This is a genomic window from Streptomyces sp. NPDC002520, assembly GCF_053595235.1.
Window position 1 is genome coordinate 69,393 of sequence record NZ_JBSFXG010000015.1, and the last position, 17,001, is coordinate 86,393.

A 17,001-nucleotide genomic window follows, 5' to 3' on the forward strand; every position below is an offset into this window, starting at 1 on the left:
GGGCTCCTTCCGTCACGTGTCGGATGTGAGCAGGACCTTGAAGGGGCGATGACGGGCTTCGTTGTCCAGGGCCGCCAGTCCCTGCGGCAGTTCGCCGAGGGGGAATCGATCTCGGGTCATCAGGGCGGCCCAATCGCCGCCCTTGGCGATCACGTCGATGGCGTCTTGAAAGTCGTCGTGGCCGTCCGCGCGGCAGTACGAGAAGGAGCCGCGCAGGGTGATCGAGCGACGGAAGACGTCCCGGAGGGGGACCGAGAGAACGACGCGGGGCGCGTAGGCGTTCTGGACGAGAACCGTTCCCCCGTCACGAACAGCCTTCAGCGCCTGGCGTATGGGGGCATCGCTGTGACCAGACGCGGCGTCCACGACGGCGTCGCACGCCGGCAGCTCGGCAGAGTGGAGAGTGATGTGCTGGTCGAGGACGTAGCGCAGTTGATGCGACCGCGAGGGTTCCCTGACCAGCATGTGCACGTCCCACCCCGCCTCTGCCGCGCAGATGGCCGTGCACACCGCAAGGACGCCGCCCCCGATGATGCCGAGCCGCCCCATAGGCATACGTAGCCCGCAGCGGACTCCGTGCAGGGCCACCGCCATGGGATCGGCGAGGACTCCGTGCGCGCGATCGTGCAGGTGGCGAAGCGGGACGATGCTGCCGCGGGGCGCCCGCACGCAGCTGGCGAGACCTCCGGGAAGATCCCACCCGATGCGTTGGAGTCGTGGGCAGAGGTGGACATGGCCACGGTCGCAGTAGTGGCACGAGCGGCAGGAGACCAGCGGGTCGATTGCGACCCAGTCACCTGTCTCCGTGTCGACACCGACGATCTCGTGCCCGGGGTACCACGGTTCCGGCAATCGCCCTTGCCACGGGTGATTGAGCTTCGCAACGTCGCTTCCGCACAATCCCGTGAAGCGCGTCTCGATGATCGTCGTGTCGCGTGCCGGGGACATGGCGACCGGAGCGGGGAGTCGGCAGAGGACTCCGTTCTCAACTGCCCACGCGTACGGGCCGGTCACCGCTGCCCCCATCTGTCCAGCAAGGTGGGGAGAGCTTCCACGTCGGGTATCGCCCTGCCGGACCAAGCGGTCTCGCCGAACGCGAGGCCACTCGGCCCGCCCCGACGCTCCACGCGCACGGCACGCATGCCGGCCCGCTCTGCGCCGGCAAGCTCGTCACCGCCGCCATCGCCGCAGTAGAGGGCCTGCTGCGGGGCAACGCCGAGGTCTCGGAGGACCGCGCGGAAGAGCAGACGGTCGGGCTTCACCGCACCCGCCCGGCAGCTGAACACGACAGCGTTGAAGTGTGGCGCGAGGTCGCTTGCGCTCCATGCTTCGGCGATGTCCGGGGACGCGTCGCTGAGGACGGCCAGCCTGGTGCCACCGCGCCGAAGCTGCTCCAGCGCCCGCAGGAGAGAGACATCGGCCTGGAGACGGACATGGGCGAGCCGGGCCAGGAGCACTTCCAGCTCATCCACACAGGCCGCAGAGGCGTCGCAGCGGGCGACGAGGTGAAGTGCCACCTCGGCGGTGGACGCCATCTGCCCGTCGTGCCTCGCCTGCCAACTGTCGGACAGCATCGACTCGGCGACCGCCGGGGATACGCGCAGGATCGCAGCGAACTGGGCAGCGGCAGCCCTGCGCTCGACCACACTCGGGGCTGCGACGAGCGTGCCGAATAGATCGAGTATCACTGCGGTCGCGCGTGGAGCCGGAGCAGCAGAACTCCGCTGGGGTGAAGGGCCAAGCAGTACGTCGCCCACTGGATGTGTGGCGGGCGCGGACAGGCTCGTCGACATGGAGGTGCACGTCGGCGGATAGCGCATGGTGAGGCTCCATCGGTAGATCGGTGATCTCGTGCAGAACCGAACTCTCTGGCTGGCTGGGCTGCGGCCAGATGACGCCTTCTCGGGCGTCCGACAGATGAAGAAGGAGGACTTGACTGTCACCAGGTGGAGGCCACGCTGGGTCGCCAGGGTTCGGTGATGCCGTCGGCGCGCTCACAGCCGTAGCCCTGACAGCAAGCTGGCGACCGACGCCGTGACGTCCTTCACGAACGGGCCGACGTTGCGGGTCCCGGCGAGATACAGACCGAAAACCGCGCACACAACGGCGTGACCCGCCTTGAGCCCACCTCCGCGGCACAAGAAGACGATCACGATGCCGAGGAGCAGCAGGACAGCAACATCGACAGCCACTACGGAACCCCCTCCGATCTCGGACGATTACTGGAGACCGAGGCGGGTACTGGGACGACCGCGTCGGTGTGACCATGACAGCGGCTCGGAGCTGTGCGGAGTATCACAAGCCGTTCCTGAAGCTGCTCATCAGCAGCTCATGGCCGGGCGACCTGACTTTTCAACATCCGCTTATACACGGGTTCATGACCGGCAGACTTAGGCTCCGGATCATGACCAGGGATGGGCAGGCGGTAGGTGCGGTGGGTAAGAGTCGCCCGGGGTGGCGCCCAGACAAGCTGAGACAACAACGCGAAGCTCACGGCCTGACGCTCGAAGGCGCGGGTGAGCAGTTGCGCGAGGTGGCCCGGGCCGCGGGGCTCACGGTGCCGGCCGCCAACTTTCAGACGCTGTGGCAGCACGAGCAGGGAGAGGTCTATCCCGGACCGCACTATCGTCGCGCGTACTGCCTTCTGTACCGCGCGACCGAGCCCGAGCTCGGCTTCCGTAACGCTCTGCCCGACGAGGCCACGAAGCTCAAGTTCACCGCGTCGAGCGAACCGCAGAACGGCGCCCACGTCCTGGCCGTGGAACGGGCGTTGCACCAGCTGGCGCCGAGCGCGGAGGACGCCGACGGTCTGGGCGTCCAGCAGCGAATCCTTGACGCCTGGAAGCGGCGTCACACCGGCGGTGATCCGAACCGGCCGACGCTGATGATGGTCGGCGGCTACGCGGGCAGCGGGAAGTCGGAGTTCGCCCGCTTCGTATCGCAACTCACTGGATGGCCCGTCCTCGACAAGGACCCGATCACGCGTCCGCTCGTCGAGCGCCTCCTTGTTGAAATGGGCAGCGAGCCCAACGACCGGCACACCGATCTCTACCGGGAGAAGGTCCGCCCGCTGGAGTACCAGTGCCTGCTGGAGACCGCGTATGCGAACGTCGACTGCGCGATCAGCACCGTCCTCTCCGCGCCCTTCATCGCCGAGACCACAGACCCTCGGTGGATGCGGCGCCTGATCAACCGCTGCGAAGCACGTGGCGTCACCGTCGCTGTCGTCTGGATTCAGTGCGACCTCGACACGATGCACGAGTACATCAGCTTCCGGTCCGCGGCCCGGGACAGCTGGAAACTCCAGAACTGGGACACGTACGCTGCTGGGATCGATCTTGAGCTGCGGCCCGTCGTGCCGCACCTGGTTGTCGACAACCGTCTCGGCTCCGCGATATCGCTCACGGACCAGGTGCGCCAGGTCTTCGGGACGGTGTTCCAATGAGGCAGGGCATCCTGCTGTACGGGCCGCCGGCGGCGGGCAAGGACACGATCACGGCGGCGCTCACCGAACTTGACGCGCGGTACGTGCCGTTCACCCGACTGAAGATCGGGACCGGGAAGACCAAGGGCTACCGGATGGGTACGTCGGAGCAGCTGACGGCCCTGGAGGCACGCGGCGATGTCATCTACCGCAATGACCGGTACGGCAACATCTACGTCGTCGACCGCCCCGGCCTCGACCAGGCCATGGAGGGCGGCAGGACCCCCGTCGTCCACCTCGGCCAGATGGCGGGGATGGAGCAGGTGACCGCCCTTTACCCGGCACACTGGGTGCGCGTTCTGCTGTGGTGCTCCAAGGAGACCACCGCTCGACGCTCACCACAGCGGGGTGACACCGACACGGCGGCCCGGCTGGCCGCGTGGGACGCCACTCAGGCCGATCTTGCGGCTCATCGGCAGGCTCAGTGGGAACTGCGCGTGGAAACGGACGTGACGGCACCCCATGAAACCGCACAGAGGATCGACGACATCGTCCGCACCACGCCACCTCGCCCCTGACGGCCAGGACGTCAGCGCCCCAGCGGATGCGACCTGCTCAACTCGGGTTGTCCGGGTCCCGCTCAAGGCGCAGAGCTTCCAGGGCCTCAGCGATATCCAGCCGCTCGTCTCTGTTCCCGTCCCACCGGGCAAGCGTCGCGGCAGCCGCGTGCATAAGGGAGTCCGGCAGCCCGGCGTCGGCGAGAAGGGCCGCCACGTCCTCAAGCTCTGGGCCCCAACGCCAGGCGCGGGCAGCGGTCTTCGGGATGTAGTCGGTCTCCACGAGGTAGCTGCGGGTGCGCTTGGCCGCGATCAGCAGCAGCTCGTCCGCGACCCCGTACGTGTCCGCCGCCCCGTAGGCCACGGCAGCCAGCACCCGGGAGACCTTCTGGTAGCTGGAATACGCGAGCTTGAGTGCGGAGGCTTTGCCGATGCTGTCGCCCAGGACGTGGGTCCGCACATCGGTGCCGGCGAAAAGTTCGGCGATCCGGTCGGCCTGCTCGACGGCGCCGGAAAGGTAGAGCGTCGGGGACTTGCCGCCCACCGGAGGCGATCCGACCACCGCGGCATCGATGACCGGCATCGGGGCCAGGCTGTCGGCGATATTCACCACGCGCGACGGCGAGATGGCGTTCGCGTCGACATAGATCGTGCCCGCTTCGGACATGCCGAGCTCGGCTACCTGGCCGGCGGTCTCCTCCGCTGCGGCGGGAGGGCATAGAGAGAGCAGCACATCGGAGCGGGAGACAAGCTCGGGCAGCGCCGCGGCTTCGAGGCCCGCGCGCTCGGCCCGGCGGCGGGTTGTATCGCTGCGTCCGTCGGGGCACCACAGCACGATGTGGCCTCTCGCGCGCAGCTGGGAGCCGAAGGCGGATCCCATACTGCCGGGGTGCAACAGCCCAATGGTGCTCGTCATGCCGCGGTCCTTGTGTGGTCGACGGAGTGCAAAAGCAGCAGGTCGATGGCGGCGCGTGCATGCGGCACCACGTGGTCCGGGCCGGGATCGTCCGGCGGCCAGGAACGGCCGTTGCCGATCCAGATGGTGCGCAGCCCTGCGGAGCGTCCGCCGCCGATGTCGTTGACCGGGTTGTCCCCGACCATCCAGCCACCGTCGCCCAGCACGGTGCCGCAGCGGGCCGCCGCCAGGGCGAAGTGCAGGGTCTCCGGTTTGCGCGCGTCGGCCTCCTCGGAGACGAAGACGCCGTCCACGCGTTCGGAGATACCGGTGGCCCGCAGCTTGGCGCGCTGGATATCCGCCGCACCGTTGGTCGCCACCCCCACCCGCCAGCCAGCCGCACGCAACTCCTCCAAGCCGTTGAGGACCTCGGCCTGGCACGACACCAAGGCCGCGATGTCGGTGCAGTACGCACGCCACAACTCCGCAGTCGACATGGGTAGCCGGTACCGAGTGCGGATCACGTCAAAGGTGGACGGATAGGCCCGCTCGGCCACCATGTCTAGGACGTTCGCCTGATCTTCGTCCCCCAGGCCGTGCTGGGCGGTGAACCCTGCGGTCCAGTCGGCGAGCGTTCCCCGCCGGTCCACGAGGGTGTTGTCGAGGTCGAAGAGAACCAGAGGCGGCTGCACATCCCGCACCCTAATGTGCGGCGGTCAGCTGTGTGCTCGGGGCTGCGGGGCGGGTCGAGTGACCCTTCCCGCTGCACTCTGCGCCGGGCATCGTTCCTTCACGCTGCCAAAGTGATCAATCTAGACCGATGGCGCCTACGGCTGCGCCGAGCCCAGGGCGGCATCCTTGTCCCGGCCGCCCCAGCCGAGGTGGGTGCGCCAGAGGAGGTGGACACCGTAGACGGCGAGCAGAGTTTCGGCGGACCAGTCCTCGGCCGGCGGCTCGGTGAGGACCAGGTAGAGACGGTCGGCGGGGGCGGCCAGGGTGTGGTTGATCTCGAGGAGGCGGGCGGCACCCGAGCGGAGGTCGGTGTAGGCGGAGTGACCGGCGCCGAGGATCTCGTATAGGAAGTCGCCATCTTCGGCCGTGCGGCTGACATCTACGACTTGGGATGACGTCGCCTGTTCGTCGGCCTCGAACAAGGCCGACATCAGGGCGTGGCGCACCGCTTCGTGCTTCTTGCACGTGCGGTCGGCGGCCGCGGTGGTCTCCAGCGTGTGCAGAAGATTCGTCGCGGACGGTGTCGTTACGGCGGTGTCCTCGGCGGATGCCATGGGCTCGGTTGCTTCCTGCTCGGGCTGCGGTGCGGAGGGTGTGGGTGTGGTCTCGGCTGTCGGCTCGGTCAAGGTGGTCATGCGGTGCTGAAGCGTCTCCCGGGCCTGGGCCAGAGAGGGGGACCAGTCCGTTCGCGCCAGGTTCTCGCGGAGACGACTCACGTCCAGGCTGTCGTCCTTGAGGGCGCGATTGGTTTCGGCGGCGAGGTCACGCAAGAGGTTCAGACGCTGTCTGTCGGGTGAGCCGAGCACTCGTCTTACGTCCACCCAGTCCGCCTGGTCGCGGCGGAGTACGCGGTTGGCCATGCCCTTGAGCTCGGAGAGCCGTTCACGGGCGTTCTCCGGTAGGGCGACGCCGTCGGCGGTCAGTTCGTCGAACACGCCGAGCGCCGCCAGGTAGCGCTCGGCCATCTTCGCCGAGATGGGCTGGCGTCCACGCTGGTCCGTCGTGAGCAGGCAGTGGTTCCTCTCCTGCGCGAAGACCCAGCAGTCCAGCTTCTCGCCGGGGCGGGGCGGAGTCGATCCGTGGCGGACGGTCAGGATCAGCGGGACCTTGACCGGCGGGGAGAGCGCTTTGACCTTGTAGCGGCCGCCTGTACCCCGGTCGAGGACGCGGACACGAATGTCGGTGCCGATCTCGGGGACGTCAGCGGCCGCCATCGACGGCTCGGTGGGGGTGGTTCCAGGCCCGGGAGTATCGGTGGTGTCCATGAGGGCATCCGGGAGCGGGGAGGTGTGCAGGACGGTCAGGCTCTGGGTGCTTCGGGTGAGGGCGACGTAGAGCTGGCGCAGCCCAGCCGGTCCGCGGTCGGCGATGGTGGCGGGTTCGACGACGAGGACGTGGTCGTACTCCATGCCCTTCGCGTGGGCGGCGGCGAGAACTGACACGGTGGCACGGTGCTCTTCGGTGAGGCCGGCGGTCTGGTCGAGATGACGATTGATTTCGTCGAGCCAGCCGGAGTCGTCGGGGACGATGACGGCCACTCGGCGCAGGGTGTGTCCGTCGCTGGTGCCGACGAGCCGGGTCGTCTGAGTGACGGTCTCGTCGAGCAGCGTCCAGGGTTCGGCTGCCAGGGTCCGGACGCTGTCGGCGCCCGCTTCGCGCACCGCCCGCGGGTAGGGGAGCGAGGGGGAGATCTTGCGAGCCAGAGGTGCGACGAACTCCATGATTTCCGCCGGTACGCGGTAACTGGTGTTCAGTTCGGCGACGTGCCAGTCGCCGTGGTCGGACAGCAGAGTGCCGAGGCGGTCCCAGTCGGCGTAGGCATGCGGACCCGTGGCCTGGGCGAGATCGCCGAGTACGGTCATGGAGCCGTTGACCGCGATGCGTCGGCGAAGTGAGCGTGCCTGCATGGGGGTCAGGTCCTGGGCCTCGTCGATGACGATGTGCCCGTAGCGTTGGGGAGTCTCTCCGGTGATGAGGTAGCGCAGCTCTTCCAGGCAGACGCGGTCGTCGAGGGTCCAGAGGTCGGCGTCCGCCGTGGCTGCCCTCGGACGGCGAAGGGCTGCCTGCTCCTCCGGGGCAAGGACGCCGTCGGCGCAGGTACGCAGGAGTTCGGGGGAGTCGTAGAGGCTTCGGAGGGCTTCCCTGTCACCGGGCGACTGCCAGACGCGTTCGATCAGCCGCTCGACCTGGCGGTTGCGTTCCAGGTCCCGGCGGATCGTGTCTCCTTGGCTGCGGCGTGGGGCCAGAGCAACGAGTTCCTGCAGCAGGCGGTCCACGAGCAGACTGCGGAAGCGGTTACGGCGCTCCCGGTAGGAGCCGTCGCCCTCGCGTGCCTCCTGGAGAAGGACGAGAACCTCGGAACGCGGGATACGCAGAGTGGTACTGCCAGCCGTGACCGCGAGTTCGGGCTTGGCGTCCTTGTACGAAGGCGTAGTGGTGAATTCGTCGATCGCGTCGGGGCGACACTCGTGTTCCACGCGTCGGCGCAGGACGGCGGCCATGCGGTCGTCGGACTTGACCAGTCGCGCGCGGGGGGTGTCAGTGCCGAGGACATCGCCGTCCCAGAGGCGGTTCACCTGAACCGCGTTGATGTTCCGGGTGCCGAGGGTCGGGAGGACCTGGCCGACGTAGTCGAGGAAGCGCTCGTGCGGGCCGATGACCAGGACGTCCTGCGCCTTGAAGTGGTCGTTGTTGACGAGCCACGTCACGCGGTGCAGACCGACGGCGGACTTTCCGGTGCCCGGGCCGCCCTGCACGACAAGGATGTCGGCGGGAGATCCGGTGACGAGATCCATCTGATCGCGGCGGATGGTCTCGACGATGTCCCGCATGCTGCCACTGCGGGAGCGCTGGAGCTCTCGCAGGAGGAAGTCATCGAGCGGCTGTTGTCTTTGCCGATGGAGCTGGGCGACATCGGACGGGGTGGGAGCTGGCGGGACCGCCGGCGTCTCGGACGCCACGACCTTGGAATCGTCCTGGACCCCCGCTTCGGGCTCGGTGCTATCGATGACAGACGGCGTGGCGGGAGAAACGGCGGAGATGTCATCGACGTACGCTTCGACGACGTTCTTCGCGCAGCGCAACTGTCTCCGCAGGAGCACTTCACCTGGCGCCTCGGGCAGGGCCTTCGCCCACTTCTCCGCCACCGGGGCGGTCCACAGCACTACGACGGTCTCGCGGGTCTCGACGTCGGAAACGGCTCGGCGGCCGACGTAGTACGTTTCCGACTCTTCGCCGGGCTGGACATCGACACGGCTGACGATCAGCGACGCGTCCCCGAGGCCGCCGTATTCCGCGGCCTTCGCCTCGGCATCCTTCTGGTTGGCGACGCTGTCCTTGCCGCTGGCGGATGCCGAGGCGACCGAGCCGCCGCTCAGTTCGGCCAGCCGCTTCTCGTAGCAGTCGTAGGCGCGGTCCACCGCCTTCTGCTCTACGGCGATGATCTCGTCGCGCATGGTGGTGCGCATGTACGTCCCCTCCCCCTGCGGCGCCCCGAGAGACGCCGCGCGCCGGGCATATGCCCGGCCCCCGGCAAAAGACTTATCAGACACATGGGCCAGCTGTGAATATCTGGTCAACGGGGCAATTCCCGTACCAGTTCGCCGACTTCCGCGCGCCACGCATGGACCTGGTCCTTGGTGGGTCCGATCTCGTACTGGTGGTAGTGGCACCCGAGGCAGAGGTGCGACCAGACGGCGTTGGCCCGGCGAGCGGTCGTCGCGGCGGTGTAGCAGCGCAGGCAGAGCATCTTCGCCCGCGCGTTGATACCGGCCAGTCCCGGCATCGCGGCGTCGAGCGTGCGGTCGACCGCGATCTCCAGGGCGGTCCGCAGCGCGAGGGAGGCTCCACGGTGCCGACCGGCCGCCGAGGCTTCGACGCTGGGGTCGGAGAGCAACTGGTCGGCTGTCAGCAGCAGCTCGTCGATCGAAGTACTTGCGGCGCCAGTCACTTTGCCACCTCCGTCTTGCGCACCTTCTGCGCGAGCTCGCTGATCTCGGTCACGAAGCGGTGCGCGTCGGCGATGCGGGTTCCCGTGGCGTGGGCACCGCTCTGACACTGCTTGAGGAGGTCCACCGCACGCGGGCCGCAACGGGTGCGGAGCTCCCGGTAGACATCGCCGGTGCGGCCGATGTCGCCGAAGAAGGCCAGCGCGGCCATCTTCATGAGCTTGTCCGCGTCGGCCACGGCGGACTGCAGATCGTGCTCGGAGCCCCCGGAGCGGAGGTGCTGGACCCAGGCCGCCTCGACGAAGGCGTTCTCCAGCGCGATCCGGCACAGTGCGGGGAGCACGTGGGTGCGGGCCGCCTCCGGAAGACTCTCGGTACTGGCGAGAGCCCTGGCATCCGCGATCGCCTGGCGGACCGGATCGGTCACCGCCTTGACGTTCACCTTGGACGCCTTGCCCCGCTCGACCTCGAACACCGTGACCGGCAGCTCCTGGGTCGTGAAAGCGCGCTGAAGCCGGGTGTCGTGGGTGAACACGACCACCTGCCGGTGCTCGCCGAGCTCGTGCAGGACCTGGGCGAGCCCGTTGACCTTGGCCGGGTCCATGGACTGCACGGGGTCATCGATGACGATGAAGCCGAACGGGCTGTCGGCGGTGGCCGCGCGGGGCAGGAACAAGGACAGCGCGAGAGAGTGCTGCTCTCCCTGGCTCATGACGCTCAGCGCCGAAGCCTCCTCCCCGTCGACGGTGACGCCCATGACAAGCTTGCGGACGTTGGCCCTTTCGCTGCCCTGGAGGCTCACCGACTGGAGGTCAATGTCGCTCTCCTGGCGAAGCTTCTCCCAGATGCGCTGGGAGTGGCCGGTGAAGCCCTCCATACGCCTCTCCCGCAGCTCCGCGGTGAGCGTCTTGACCCAGGTGCGGGCCTTCCTGACATGGCCGAGTCGGGGCTCGGCGTCCGCCGCGGTGCGGGCCTTCTCCGTCCAGTTCGCCAGGCGCGTGACGAGCTGACGCCACCGTTCGTCCCGCTTCGCCAGCTCCCGGACGGCGTTGTCCTTCACGGCGGCGCAGGCGTCGGCCAGGGTCAAGGCGGTGTCGTGGAAGCGCTGCACGAGCTGAGCCGGATCGCTGATCGCACGGCAGGCAAGCCATTCGTTCCAGGGATCGGTCAGGGCGGCCGGGATCCGCTGAGGCGTCTCGATGAGGTTCTGAGCCGCCCGTGCCGCCGACCGCAGTTCGCTGCGCGCGTCCTCGGCGGTCTTCGCCTCCTGCCGGAGCAGGGCGATCTGGGTACCGGCGTCGGCGGCCCACGCGGCGTCGAGGACCCGTTCCGTGCCGCAGACCGGGCAGGACCCTTCGTCGGGATGACGGTTGCTGTGGGCCAGGGCCTTCTCCAGCAGGCCGGCGCGCTGCAACGCGTCCTCGGCCCCACTCAGACGCACGTCCTCGACTCCGGCGAGTGCCTCGCGCAGCCGGTCCACCGCTGCTCCGACCTGCTCCAGGTCAGGTCCCCGCATGTCGACCGCGGCACGCAGTTCGGCGAGGAGACCGTCATCGTCGGAGGGCAGGCCCGCCACGAGTCCGTCCAGCGCCTCGAAGTCAGGCCGGCCCTTCGTCTCAATGGCGACGAGCGCCTGGACCGCACGCTCGTCGTCCTCGAGTGCGTACAGCGCGGCCGTGATTTCCGGCAGCTCGTTCTTCGCCGCCTTGACCGCGTCGCCCAGCGCCTTCTCCTGCAGCCCAAGGTGGTTGTACGCGGCGCTCAGGTGCCCGAGTCCGAGGATCGTGGCGATGGAGTCATACATCTGGGAGGGCTTGCCGCTGATCATGCGGCCGAGGTCTACGTACGACAGAAAGGGACGGTAGTCCGTCAGGGCCTGCTTCCACGCCGCCTGGTCGAGGGGGACTGCGCCGTGTCCCGGACGCCGGAACGTGCCCACGCAGTCCGTGATGTCGTGGCCGGTCCAGGCGCGAGTGAGCGTGCTCCGGCCGGAGTCGCCCTCGACGGCGAGCTTGACCTCGATCTCCGTCTTGGCCCCGTCGTGAAGGTTGCGCCAGTTGCTGGTGCGCGTCGCGTCCTGCCCGAGCCAACGCATGTTCGTGCCGGTGAACGCTGTCTCGATGGCTTCGGCGATGCTGGACTTCCCCGAGCCGTTGCGGCCCACGACGAGCGTGACACCCGGGCGGGGGCTGAGGTTCAGCCAGGCCCGGGGGCCGATGCCGCGGAAACCTTCCACAGAGACGGAGCCGAGGAAGATCCGTCCCATGGGCGAGTTCCCCGGGGTCTGCGCGCAGCCGAGTGCCTCGGTCAGGAGTGCCTTCACGGGTTCGGCGAGGGGCGCGGCAGCCAGAAGTGTCTCCACCAGGTCCGCGAGCGGCACGGACTCGGCGGCAGGGGCCTGTGGGGCGAGGGGCGCGGAAGGTGACGCGGCAGGCTCGTTCTGTTCCGAACTGGTCATGGGAGTGCTCCTTGATCCGGTACTTGACTGGGAGGTGGCGCAACAGCTGTGCTGCGGGGGCGTCGGGTTATCCGCGTGTGTCGGTTTCGATGAGCTCGGCACCCAGAGATGTCGGAGATGGCGAAGTCGACAGGGGCGGCGGTCGGTCGCCGATGGCGTGCGCGCGTCGCACATGCGCCAGTGGGCGGTTCCCCGTCAGCGGTCAGCCACCGAGGGTGTACTCGAGGCCGTCTGTTCGAAGGGCGGCCTCCGTCCGCGTGAGAGCGCCGTGACGGGACACCTCTCAGGCGGCCGGGGAGGGAGACTCCTCGACGTCAGCCGACCTTCTGCCAGTCCTGGCAGCCGCTGGTCTTGAAGTACTCGCCCTTGTTGACGGTGACGCGGCCCTGCCCCTGGATGTTGTCGTTGGCGATGATCGCGTCGAACTCGCCGGAGGCGTTCTTGAGGCGTGCCCAGTAGCAGTTAGGGATGATGCTGTCCTTCTCCGGGCCAGAGGTCCGGTAGGTGCCGGCCTGGATGTCCTCGCCCACGAGGTACTGGCCTTCGCCCGAGAAGCTGCTCGGGGGGCCGGACTTCTTCACCGGCTTCGGCTTGGCGGTGACCGTCGCCTTGACCGTCTCGGTGACAGTCACGGCCGGCTTCGGTTCGCCCGCGGCGGCCTTGGTGACCGTGACGGCCGGGGCGGGACCCGAGGAGCCCGCCGTAGCGCCGGACTCTCGGCCGCCACCGATCGCGGCACCGAAGATCAGCGCGACGAGCGCCGTCGCGCCGTGGGTGAGCCAGACCTTGCGCCGCGAGGGCGTGCGCCCGGCGGGCGGCAGGCCCGGCACGGGCGGCTGGGTGAACGTGTGCAGCGTCGGCTGCGGAGGCACCGTTGCCCAGCCGGGGCCGGCGCCCATGCCTTCCGACGGCTGGTGGGCGGGCGGCATCGAGGACATGTCAGCCATGGGGAGACCTCCGGATCGCGACTGCGGCGAGCACCGGGTGTCGGTGCGCCGAACGAGCACCAGAGTGAGACCGGCAGGCTCGAAAATCCGTTGGAGATGCTGATAACCGGGGTTATCAGCTTTCCTCTCCTGCCCTTTTCCCCTTCGCTGTAGGGTTCTGCCTGCCTCGGGGTCCGCTGATCGGCCGGCGAGGATGCCTGAACAGGACCGGTACGGAAGGGGGAGTGGAGCGAGTGACCAGCACACGCGAAGGGGCCGTGTCGCCCATCGTGCCCGAGCCGTCGGCCTGGCGGATCACATATGCGGAAATCGCCACCCTCGCCCAGGTGCGTCGGCCCGTCCCCACCACCTGGAGCCGCAGGCACCCCGACTTTCCCGCTCCCGTAGCCCACGAAGAAGGGCGACCCCTGTTCGACGCCCGCGCGGTCGTCGACTGGCTGACGACGACGGGTCGCGGCAACGCCGAACCCCGCCGCCTGCAGGCCGAACTGGCCCTGTACACCCTCGCCGCCTGGCGGACGCCTGCCCTTTCCGCCTCCGTCCTGGTGGGGGCACTGACCGCGCTGATCTGCCTGCGCCAACAACTTGACGTTCCTCTCTCGGGCCAGAGCTGGGACGCGGTCCTCACCCAGGCCGACGAGCTCGATCCCGAGGACACACACATGTCGGCCGAGTTGAAGGCCGTCCCGGAGTCGGACCGCCTCGGTCCCGAGCTAGCCGCGTTGGCCGACGAGCTGACCGAGGCCGCCTACACCCCCGCCGAGGCTTTCGACTGGGTCCTGGAGGCCCGCCGCCGCCTCGGCTCCCATGAACTGGCCGCCGACGAGCCCACCCCGGCCGTGGTACGCGCCCTCGCTGCCCTGTCCGGTGTCGACACCCTCGACGAAGGCTCCGTCGTCGCCACCCCGCACGCGCGCTCCGGCGACCTGCTCGCCGCCCTGCACGCCCGGGCCGCCGAGGACTCCGGCCACACCTACCTTGCCGCCGACTCCGACCCGGTGCGGGCCCGCCTGGTCCGCCGCCGGATGCTCGTCCGAGGCGTGAACGAGTTCGACCTCGGCGTCACCGAAGGGGAGGACCTGCCCGTCGACGACTGGGGATATCCCCATCTGCTGGTCTCCGTCCTCCCCTACGAGTCGGGGGAGAACCGCAGCCCACAGGTCGTCCTGGAACAGGTACAGGCACTCACCGATTACCTCGACGAAGGCTCGACAGCCGTCGTTCTCGGCCCCGCCGACGTGCTCGTACGCCCGTTCCCCCGGCACAGCGAGGCCGACCGTCTGCGCCGGTCCTTCCTCCGGGACGGTTTACTCAAGGCCGCGGTGAGCCTGCCCGACGGCGCGTTCCCCTACCGTCCCGGCTACCGCACCGCCCTCTGGGTGCTGGCCCGCACCTCGGCGGAACACCGCACGGGCCTGGTCCTCCTCGCCGATTACTCTGCGCAGCCGCTCACCGACACGGTCCTTGACGTGCTCGCCGAGGACATCGCCATCTGGCGCGCCGCCCCCTGGCGCGGCGACCGCCGCCACGAACCCCGCCACGCGGTGATCGTTCCCGCGAAGGACCTCGATGACCGGCCGGGCGCTGCCTTCACCACCCAGCACCGCCCGCCCATGGCCCGCTACACCCGGGGCGTCATCGAGCGTCCGGTCCGCATCAGCGCCCTGGAGCAGCGCCTGACGGAGCTGCACGAGCAAGCCCGGCAGCGCGCCGACCTGCGCACGGCACTGAGCGCCCAGGTCGTGCTGCGCCCCGACGACCAGCCCGTGCGGCGCACCACCGTCCGCCGGCTCCTCGACGACCGGCGCCTGCGCCGACGCCCCGGGCACCGTTTCGCCGACGAACACCTCACGGAAGACGGCCACTACACCGTGCTCACCCCCGACGAGGTCCTCGGCATCGCACGCCCGGGCGAACGCCGCATCGACCGCGGAGTCCTCCTCACCGGCTACGAACACGCCCTGTTCACCGAGCCGGGCGACATCGTCGTCACTACGAGCCCCCGCTTCGGCACCTACGTCGACGAAGCGGGCCTGTCGCTGGTGGCTGCCCCGGCCCGTATCCTCCGCGTCCACCCCGACGCCGACCCGCCGGTGCTGCCACGGGTACTCGCAGCACTGCTGCGGGCGGCCGCCGTCGAGTACGCGCGTACCAGTGGCGCGGTGCGGGCCTCGCGCGGCATTGAAGACCTCCTCATCCCCGACCTGAGCCGGCTCGAAGCCGAGCGCTTCGAGGCCGTGCTCACGGAGATCGAGACCCGCGCGCGCCTCCTGCGGGAGCAGTCCGACGCTCTCGACGACCTGATCCGCCTCACCGCCGCCGGTATCGCCGACGGCACGCTCACCCTCCAGAACCTCCCCGGAACCGACGACTGAAGGAGACGGTCTGCCCTATGGCTACCGCTGCGAAGAAGCCCACCGATCAGGCGGAGTTGTTCAGCGCCTCCACCGCCAAGGAGATCCAGGCGATCCTTTGGAAGGCTGCTGACAAGCTGCGTGGCTCCATCGACGCCGCGCAGTACAAGGAGTTCGTCCTTGGTCTGATCTTCCTGAAGTACGTCTCCGATGCCTTCGACGAGCGTCGCTCCGAGCTCGCCGCGGAACTTGCCGATGACGGCATCACCGAGGACCGGATGGACGACTTCCTGGAGGACCGGGACGAGTACACCGGTGCCCACGTCTTCTGGGTGCCGGAGACCGCCCGTTGGACGTGGATCGCCACCCACGCCAAGAGCCAGGGCGTCGGCAAGCTCCTCGACGACGCGATGGACGCCGTCATGCGCGAGAACGCCTCGCTCACGGGCGTCCTGCCAAAGATCTTCAACCGCGACAACGTGGACCAGAAGCGCCTCGGCGAACTCGTCGACCTCATCAGCGACGCCCGCTTCGGCGGCAGCGGCGACAAGCCCGCGCAGGACGTACTGGGCGAGGTGTACGAGTACTTCCTCGGCAACTTCGCGCGGGCCGAGGGCAAGCGGGCCGGGGAGTTCTATACACCTCAGTCTGTTGTCCGACTGATTGTCGAGATCCTGGAGCCTTACGAGGGGCGCGTGTACGACCCGGCTTGCGGCTCAGGTGGCATGTTCGTCCAAGCGACCAAGTTCATCGAGGCGCACCAAGGGCGCGGCCACAAGGCCGACATTGCCGTTTACGGGCAGGAGCTCAACGAACGTACATGGCGCCTGGCCAAGATGAACCTCGCCATCCACGGCATCGACGGCAACCTCGCCGCCCGTTGGGGCGACACCTTCGCCGACGACAAGCACCCCGACCTCAAGGCCGACTTCGTCATGGCCAACCCGCCCTTCAATATCAAGGAGTGGGCGAGGGACGAGAACGACCCGAGGTGGCGGTACGGCGTCCCGCCGAAGAACAACGCTAACTACGCATGGCTCCAGCACATGATCTCCAAGCTGGGGGAGAGGGGGACGGCCGGCATCGTCCTGGCGAATGGGTCGATGAGCACGCAGTCCAGCGGCGAGGGCGAGATCCGGCAGGCGCTGGTCGAGGCCGACCTGGTGGCGTGCATGGTGGCCATGCCGTCGCAGTTGTTCCGTACGGCACAGATCCCGGCCTGCCTGTGGTTCCTGGCCAAGGACAAGACGCCCCAGGGCGAGAAGCGCCTGGGCGACCGGCGAGGCGAGATCCTGTTCATCGACGCCCGGAACATGGGCGAGATGGTGGACAGGACGGAGCGGTTCCTGACAGAGGCCGACCTCGCGAAGATCGCCGGTACGTATCACGCATGGCGGGGGACGGCGTCGGCGCGGAAGGCTGGGCTGACGTACGCGGATGAGGCGGGGTTCTGCTTCTCGGCCGACCTGGACACTATCCGTCAGCATGGGTACGTGCTGACGCCGGGGCGGTACGTAGGGGCAGTCGAGGCAGAGGAGGAGGACGCGGAGGCCGTGGCGGCACGGATCTCCACGCTGACGAAGGAGCTGTTCGGGTTGTTCGAGCAGTCGGCGGAGCTTGAGGAGACGGTCCGGGAGCAGTTGGGGGCCCTCCATGGCTAGGACCACTACAACTACGGGGGGACGCG

13 protein-coding genes are annotated in these 17,001 nt (G+C 68.7%); 5 read left to right on the top strand and 8 right to left on the bottom strand.

What is annotated here, in order from left to right:
* Positions 1-12: 12 nt before the first annotated feature.
* Positions 13-1,026 (bottom strand): alcohol dehydrogenase catalytic domain-containing protein, encoded by a 1,014-nt coding sequence (locus ACWD5D_RS21915; RefSeq protein WP_451374398.1) that lies wholly within the window; start codon positions 1,024-1,026, stop codon positions 13-15.
* Positions 1,011-1,688, bottom strand: a complete 678-nt coding sequence (locus tag ACWD5D_RS21920) for an HAD family hydrolase (protein WP_451374399.1) — start codon at positions 1,686-1,688, stop codon at positions 1,011-1,013. Before ACWD5D_RS21920 ends, ACWD5D_RS21915 begins: the two co-directional genes overlap by 16 nt.
* 420 nt (positions 1,689-2,108) lie before the next feature.
* Between ACWD5D_RS21920 and ACWD5D_RS21925 the strand changes: the two genes are divergently transcribed.
* From ACWD5D_RS21925 to ACWD5D_RS21935, 3 genes are all read left to right on the top strand, one after another.
* Positions 2,109-2,264 (top strand): hypothetical protein, encoded by a 156-nt coding sequence (locus ACWD5D_RS21925; protein ID WP_451374400.1) that lies wholly within the window; start codon positions 2,109-2,111, stop codon positions 2,262-2,264.
* A 140-nt stretch (positions 2,265-2,404) separates the two neighbouring features.
* Complete coding sequence (locus ACWD5D_RS21930; protein WP_031037661.1) at positions 2,405-3,445, top strand: AAA family ATPase; 1,041 nt, start codon at positions 2,405-2,407, stop codon at positions 3,443-3,445.
* The gene (locus ACWD5D_RS21935) at positions 3,442-4,002 is read left to right on the top strand and encodes a phosphotransferase-like protein (RefSeq protein ID WP_451374401.1); all 561 of its coding nucleotides are present in this window, start codon (positions 3,442-3,444) and stop codon (positions 4,000-4,002) included. Before ACWD5D_RS21930 ends, ACWD5D_RS21935 begins: the two co-directional genes overlap by 4 nt.
* A gap of 37 nt (positions 4,003-4,039) precedes the next feature.
* Here ACWD5D_RS21935 and ACWD5D_RS21940 read toward each other — a convergent pair whose 3' ends face one another.
* From ACWD5D_RS21940 to ACWD5D_RS21965, 6 genes are all read right to left on the bottom strand, one after another.
* The gene (locus ACWD5D_RS21940) at positions 4,040-4,897 is read right to left on the bottom strand and encodes a DUF1932 domain-containing protein (protein ID WP_451374402.1); all 858 of its coding nucleotides are present in this window, start codon (positions 4,895-4,897) and stop codon (positions 4,040-4,042) included.
* The gene (locus ACWD5D_RS21945) at positions 4,894-5,568 is read right to left on the bottom strand and encodes an HAD family hydrolase (protein WP_451374403.1); all 675 of its coding nucleotides are present in this window, start codon (positions 5,566-5,568) and stop codon (positions 4,894-4,896) included. The genes ACWD5D_RS21940 and ACWD5D_RS21945 overlap by 4 nt, the downstream gene beginning before the upstream one ends.
* Positions 5,569-5,703: 135 nt before the next feature.
* Positions 5,704-9,075: a HelD family protein gene (locus tag ACWD5D_RS21950; RefSeq protein ID WP_451374404.1), complete on the bottom strand. Its 3,372-nt coding sequence runs from the start codon at positions 9,073-9,075 to the stop codon at positions 5,704-5,706.
* A gap of 107 nt (positions 9,076-9,182) precedes the next feature.
* Positions 9,183-9,557, bottom strand: coding sequence for a hypothetical protein (locus ACWD5D_RS21955; protein WP_451374405.1), 375 nt, complete (start codon positions 9,555-9,557; stop codon positions 9,183-9,185).
* Positions 9,554-12,013 (bottom strand): AAA family ATPase, encoded by a 2,460-nt coding sequence (locus tag ACWD5D_RS21960; RefSeq protein WP_451374406.1) that lies wholly within the window; start codon positions 12,011-12,013, stop codon positions 9,554-9,556. The genes ACWD5D_RS21955 and ACWD5D_RS21960 overlap by 4 nt, the downstream gene beginning before the upstream one ends.
* A 314-nt stretch (positions 12,014-12,327) precedes the next feature.
* Positions 12,328-12,960: a hypothetical protein gene (locus ACWD5D_RS21965; protein WP_451374407.1), complete on the bottom strand. Its 633-nt coding sequence runs from the start codon at positions 12,958-12,960 to the stop codon at positions 12,328-12,330.
* Between the two features lie 233 nt (positions 12,961-13,193).
* On the opposite strand from ACWD5D_RS21965, the gene ACWD5D_RS21970 reads away from it, so the two are divergent.
* Both ACWD5D_RS21970 and ACWD5D_RS21975 read left to right on the top strand, forming a co-directional pair.
* Positions 13,194-15,335: a hypothetical protein gene (locus ACWD5D_RS21970; protein ID WP_451374408.1), complete on the top strand. Its 2,142-nt coding sequence runs from the start codon at positions 13,194-13,196 to the stop codon at positions 15,333-15,335.
* A 17-nt stretch (positions 15,336-15,352) separates the two neighbouring features.
* Entirely contained in the window at positions 15,353-16,975 is a 1,623-nt protein-coding gene (locus ACWD5D_RS21975; RefSeq protein ID WP_451374409.1) for a class I SAM-dependent DNA methyltransferase, read from the top strand.
* Positions 16,976-17,001: the final 26 nt, after the last annotated feature.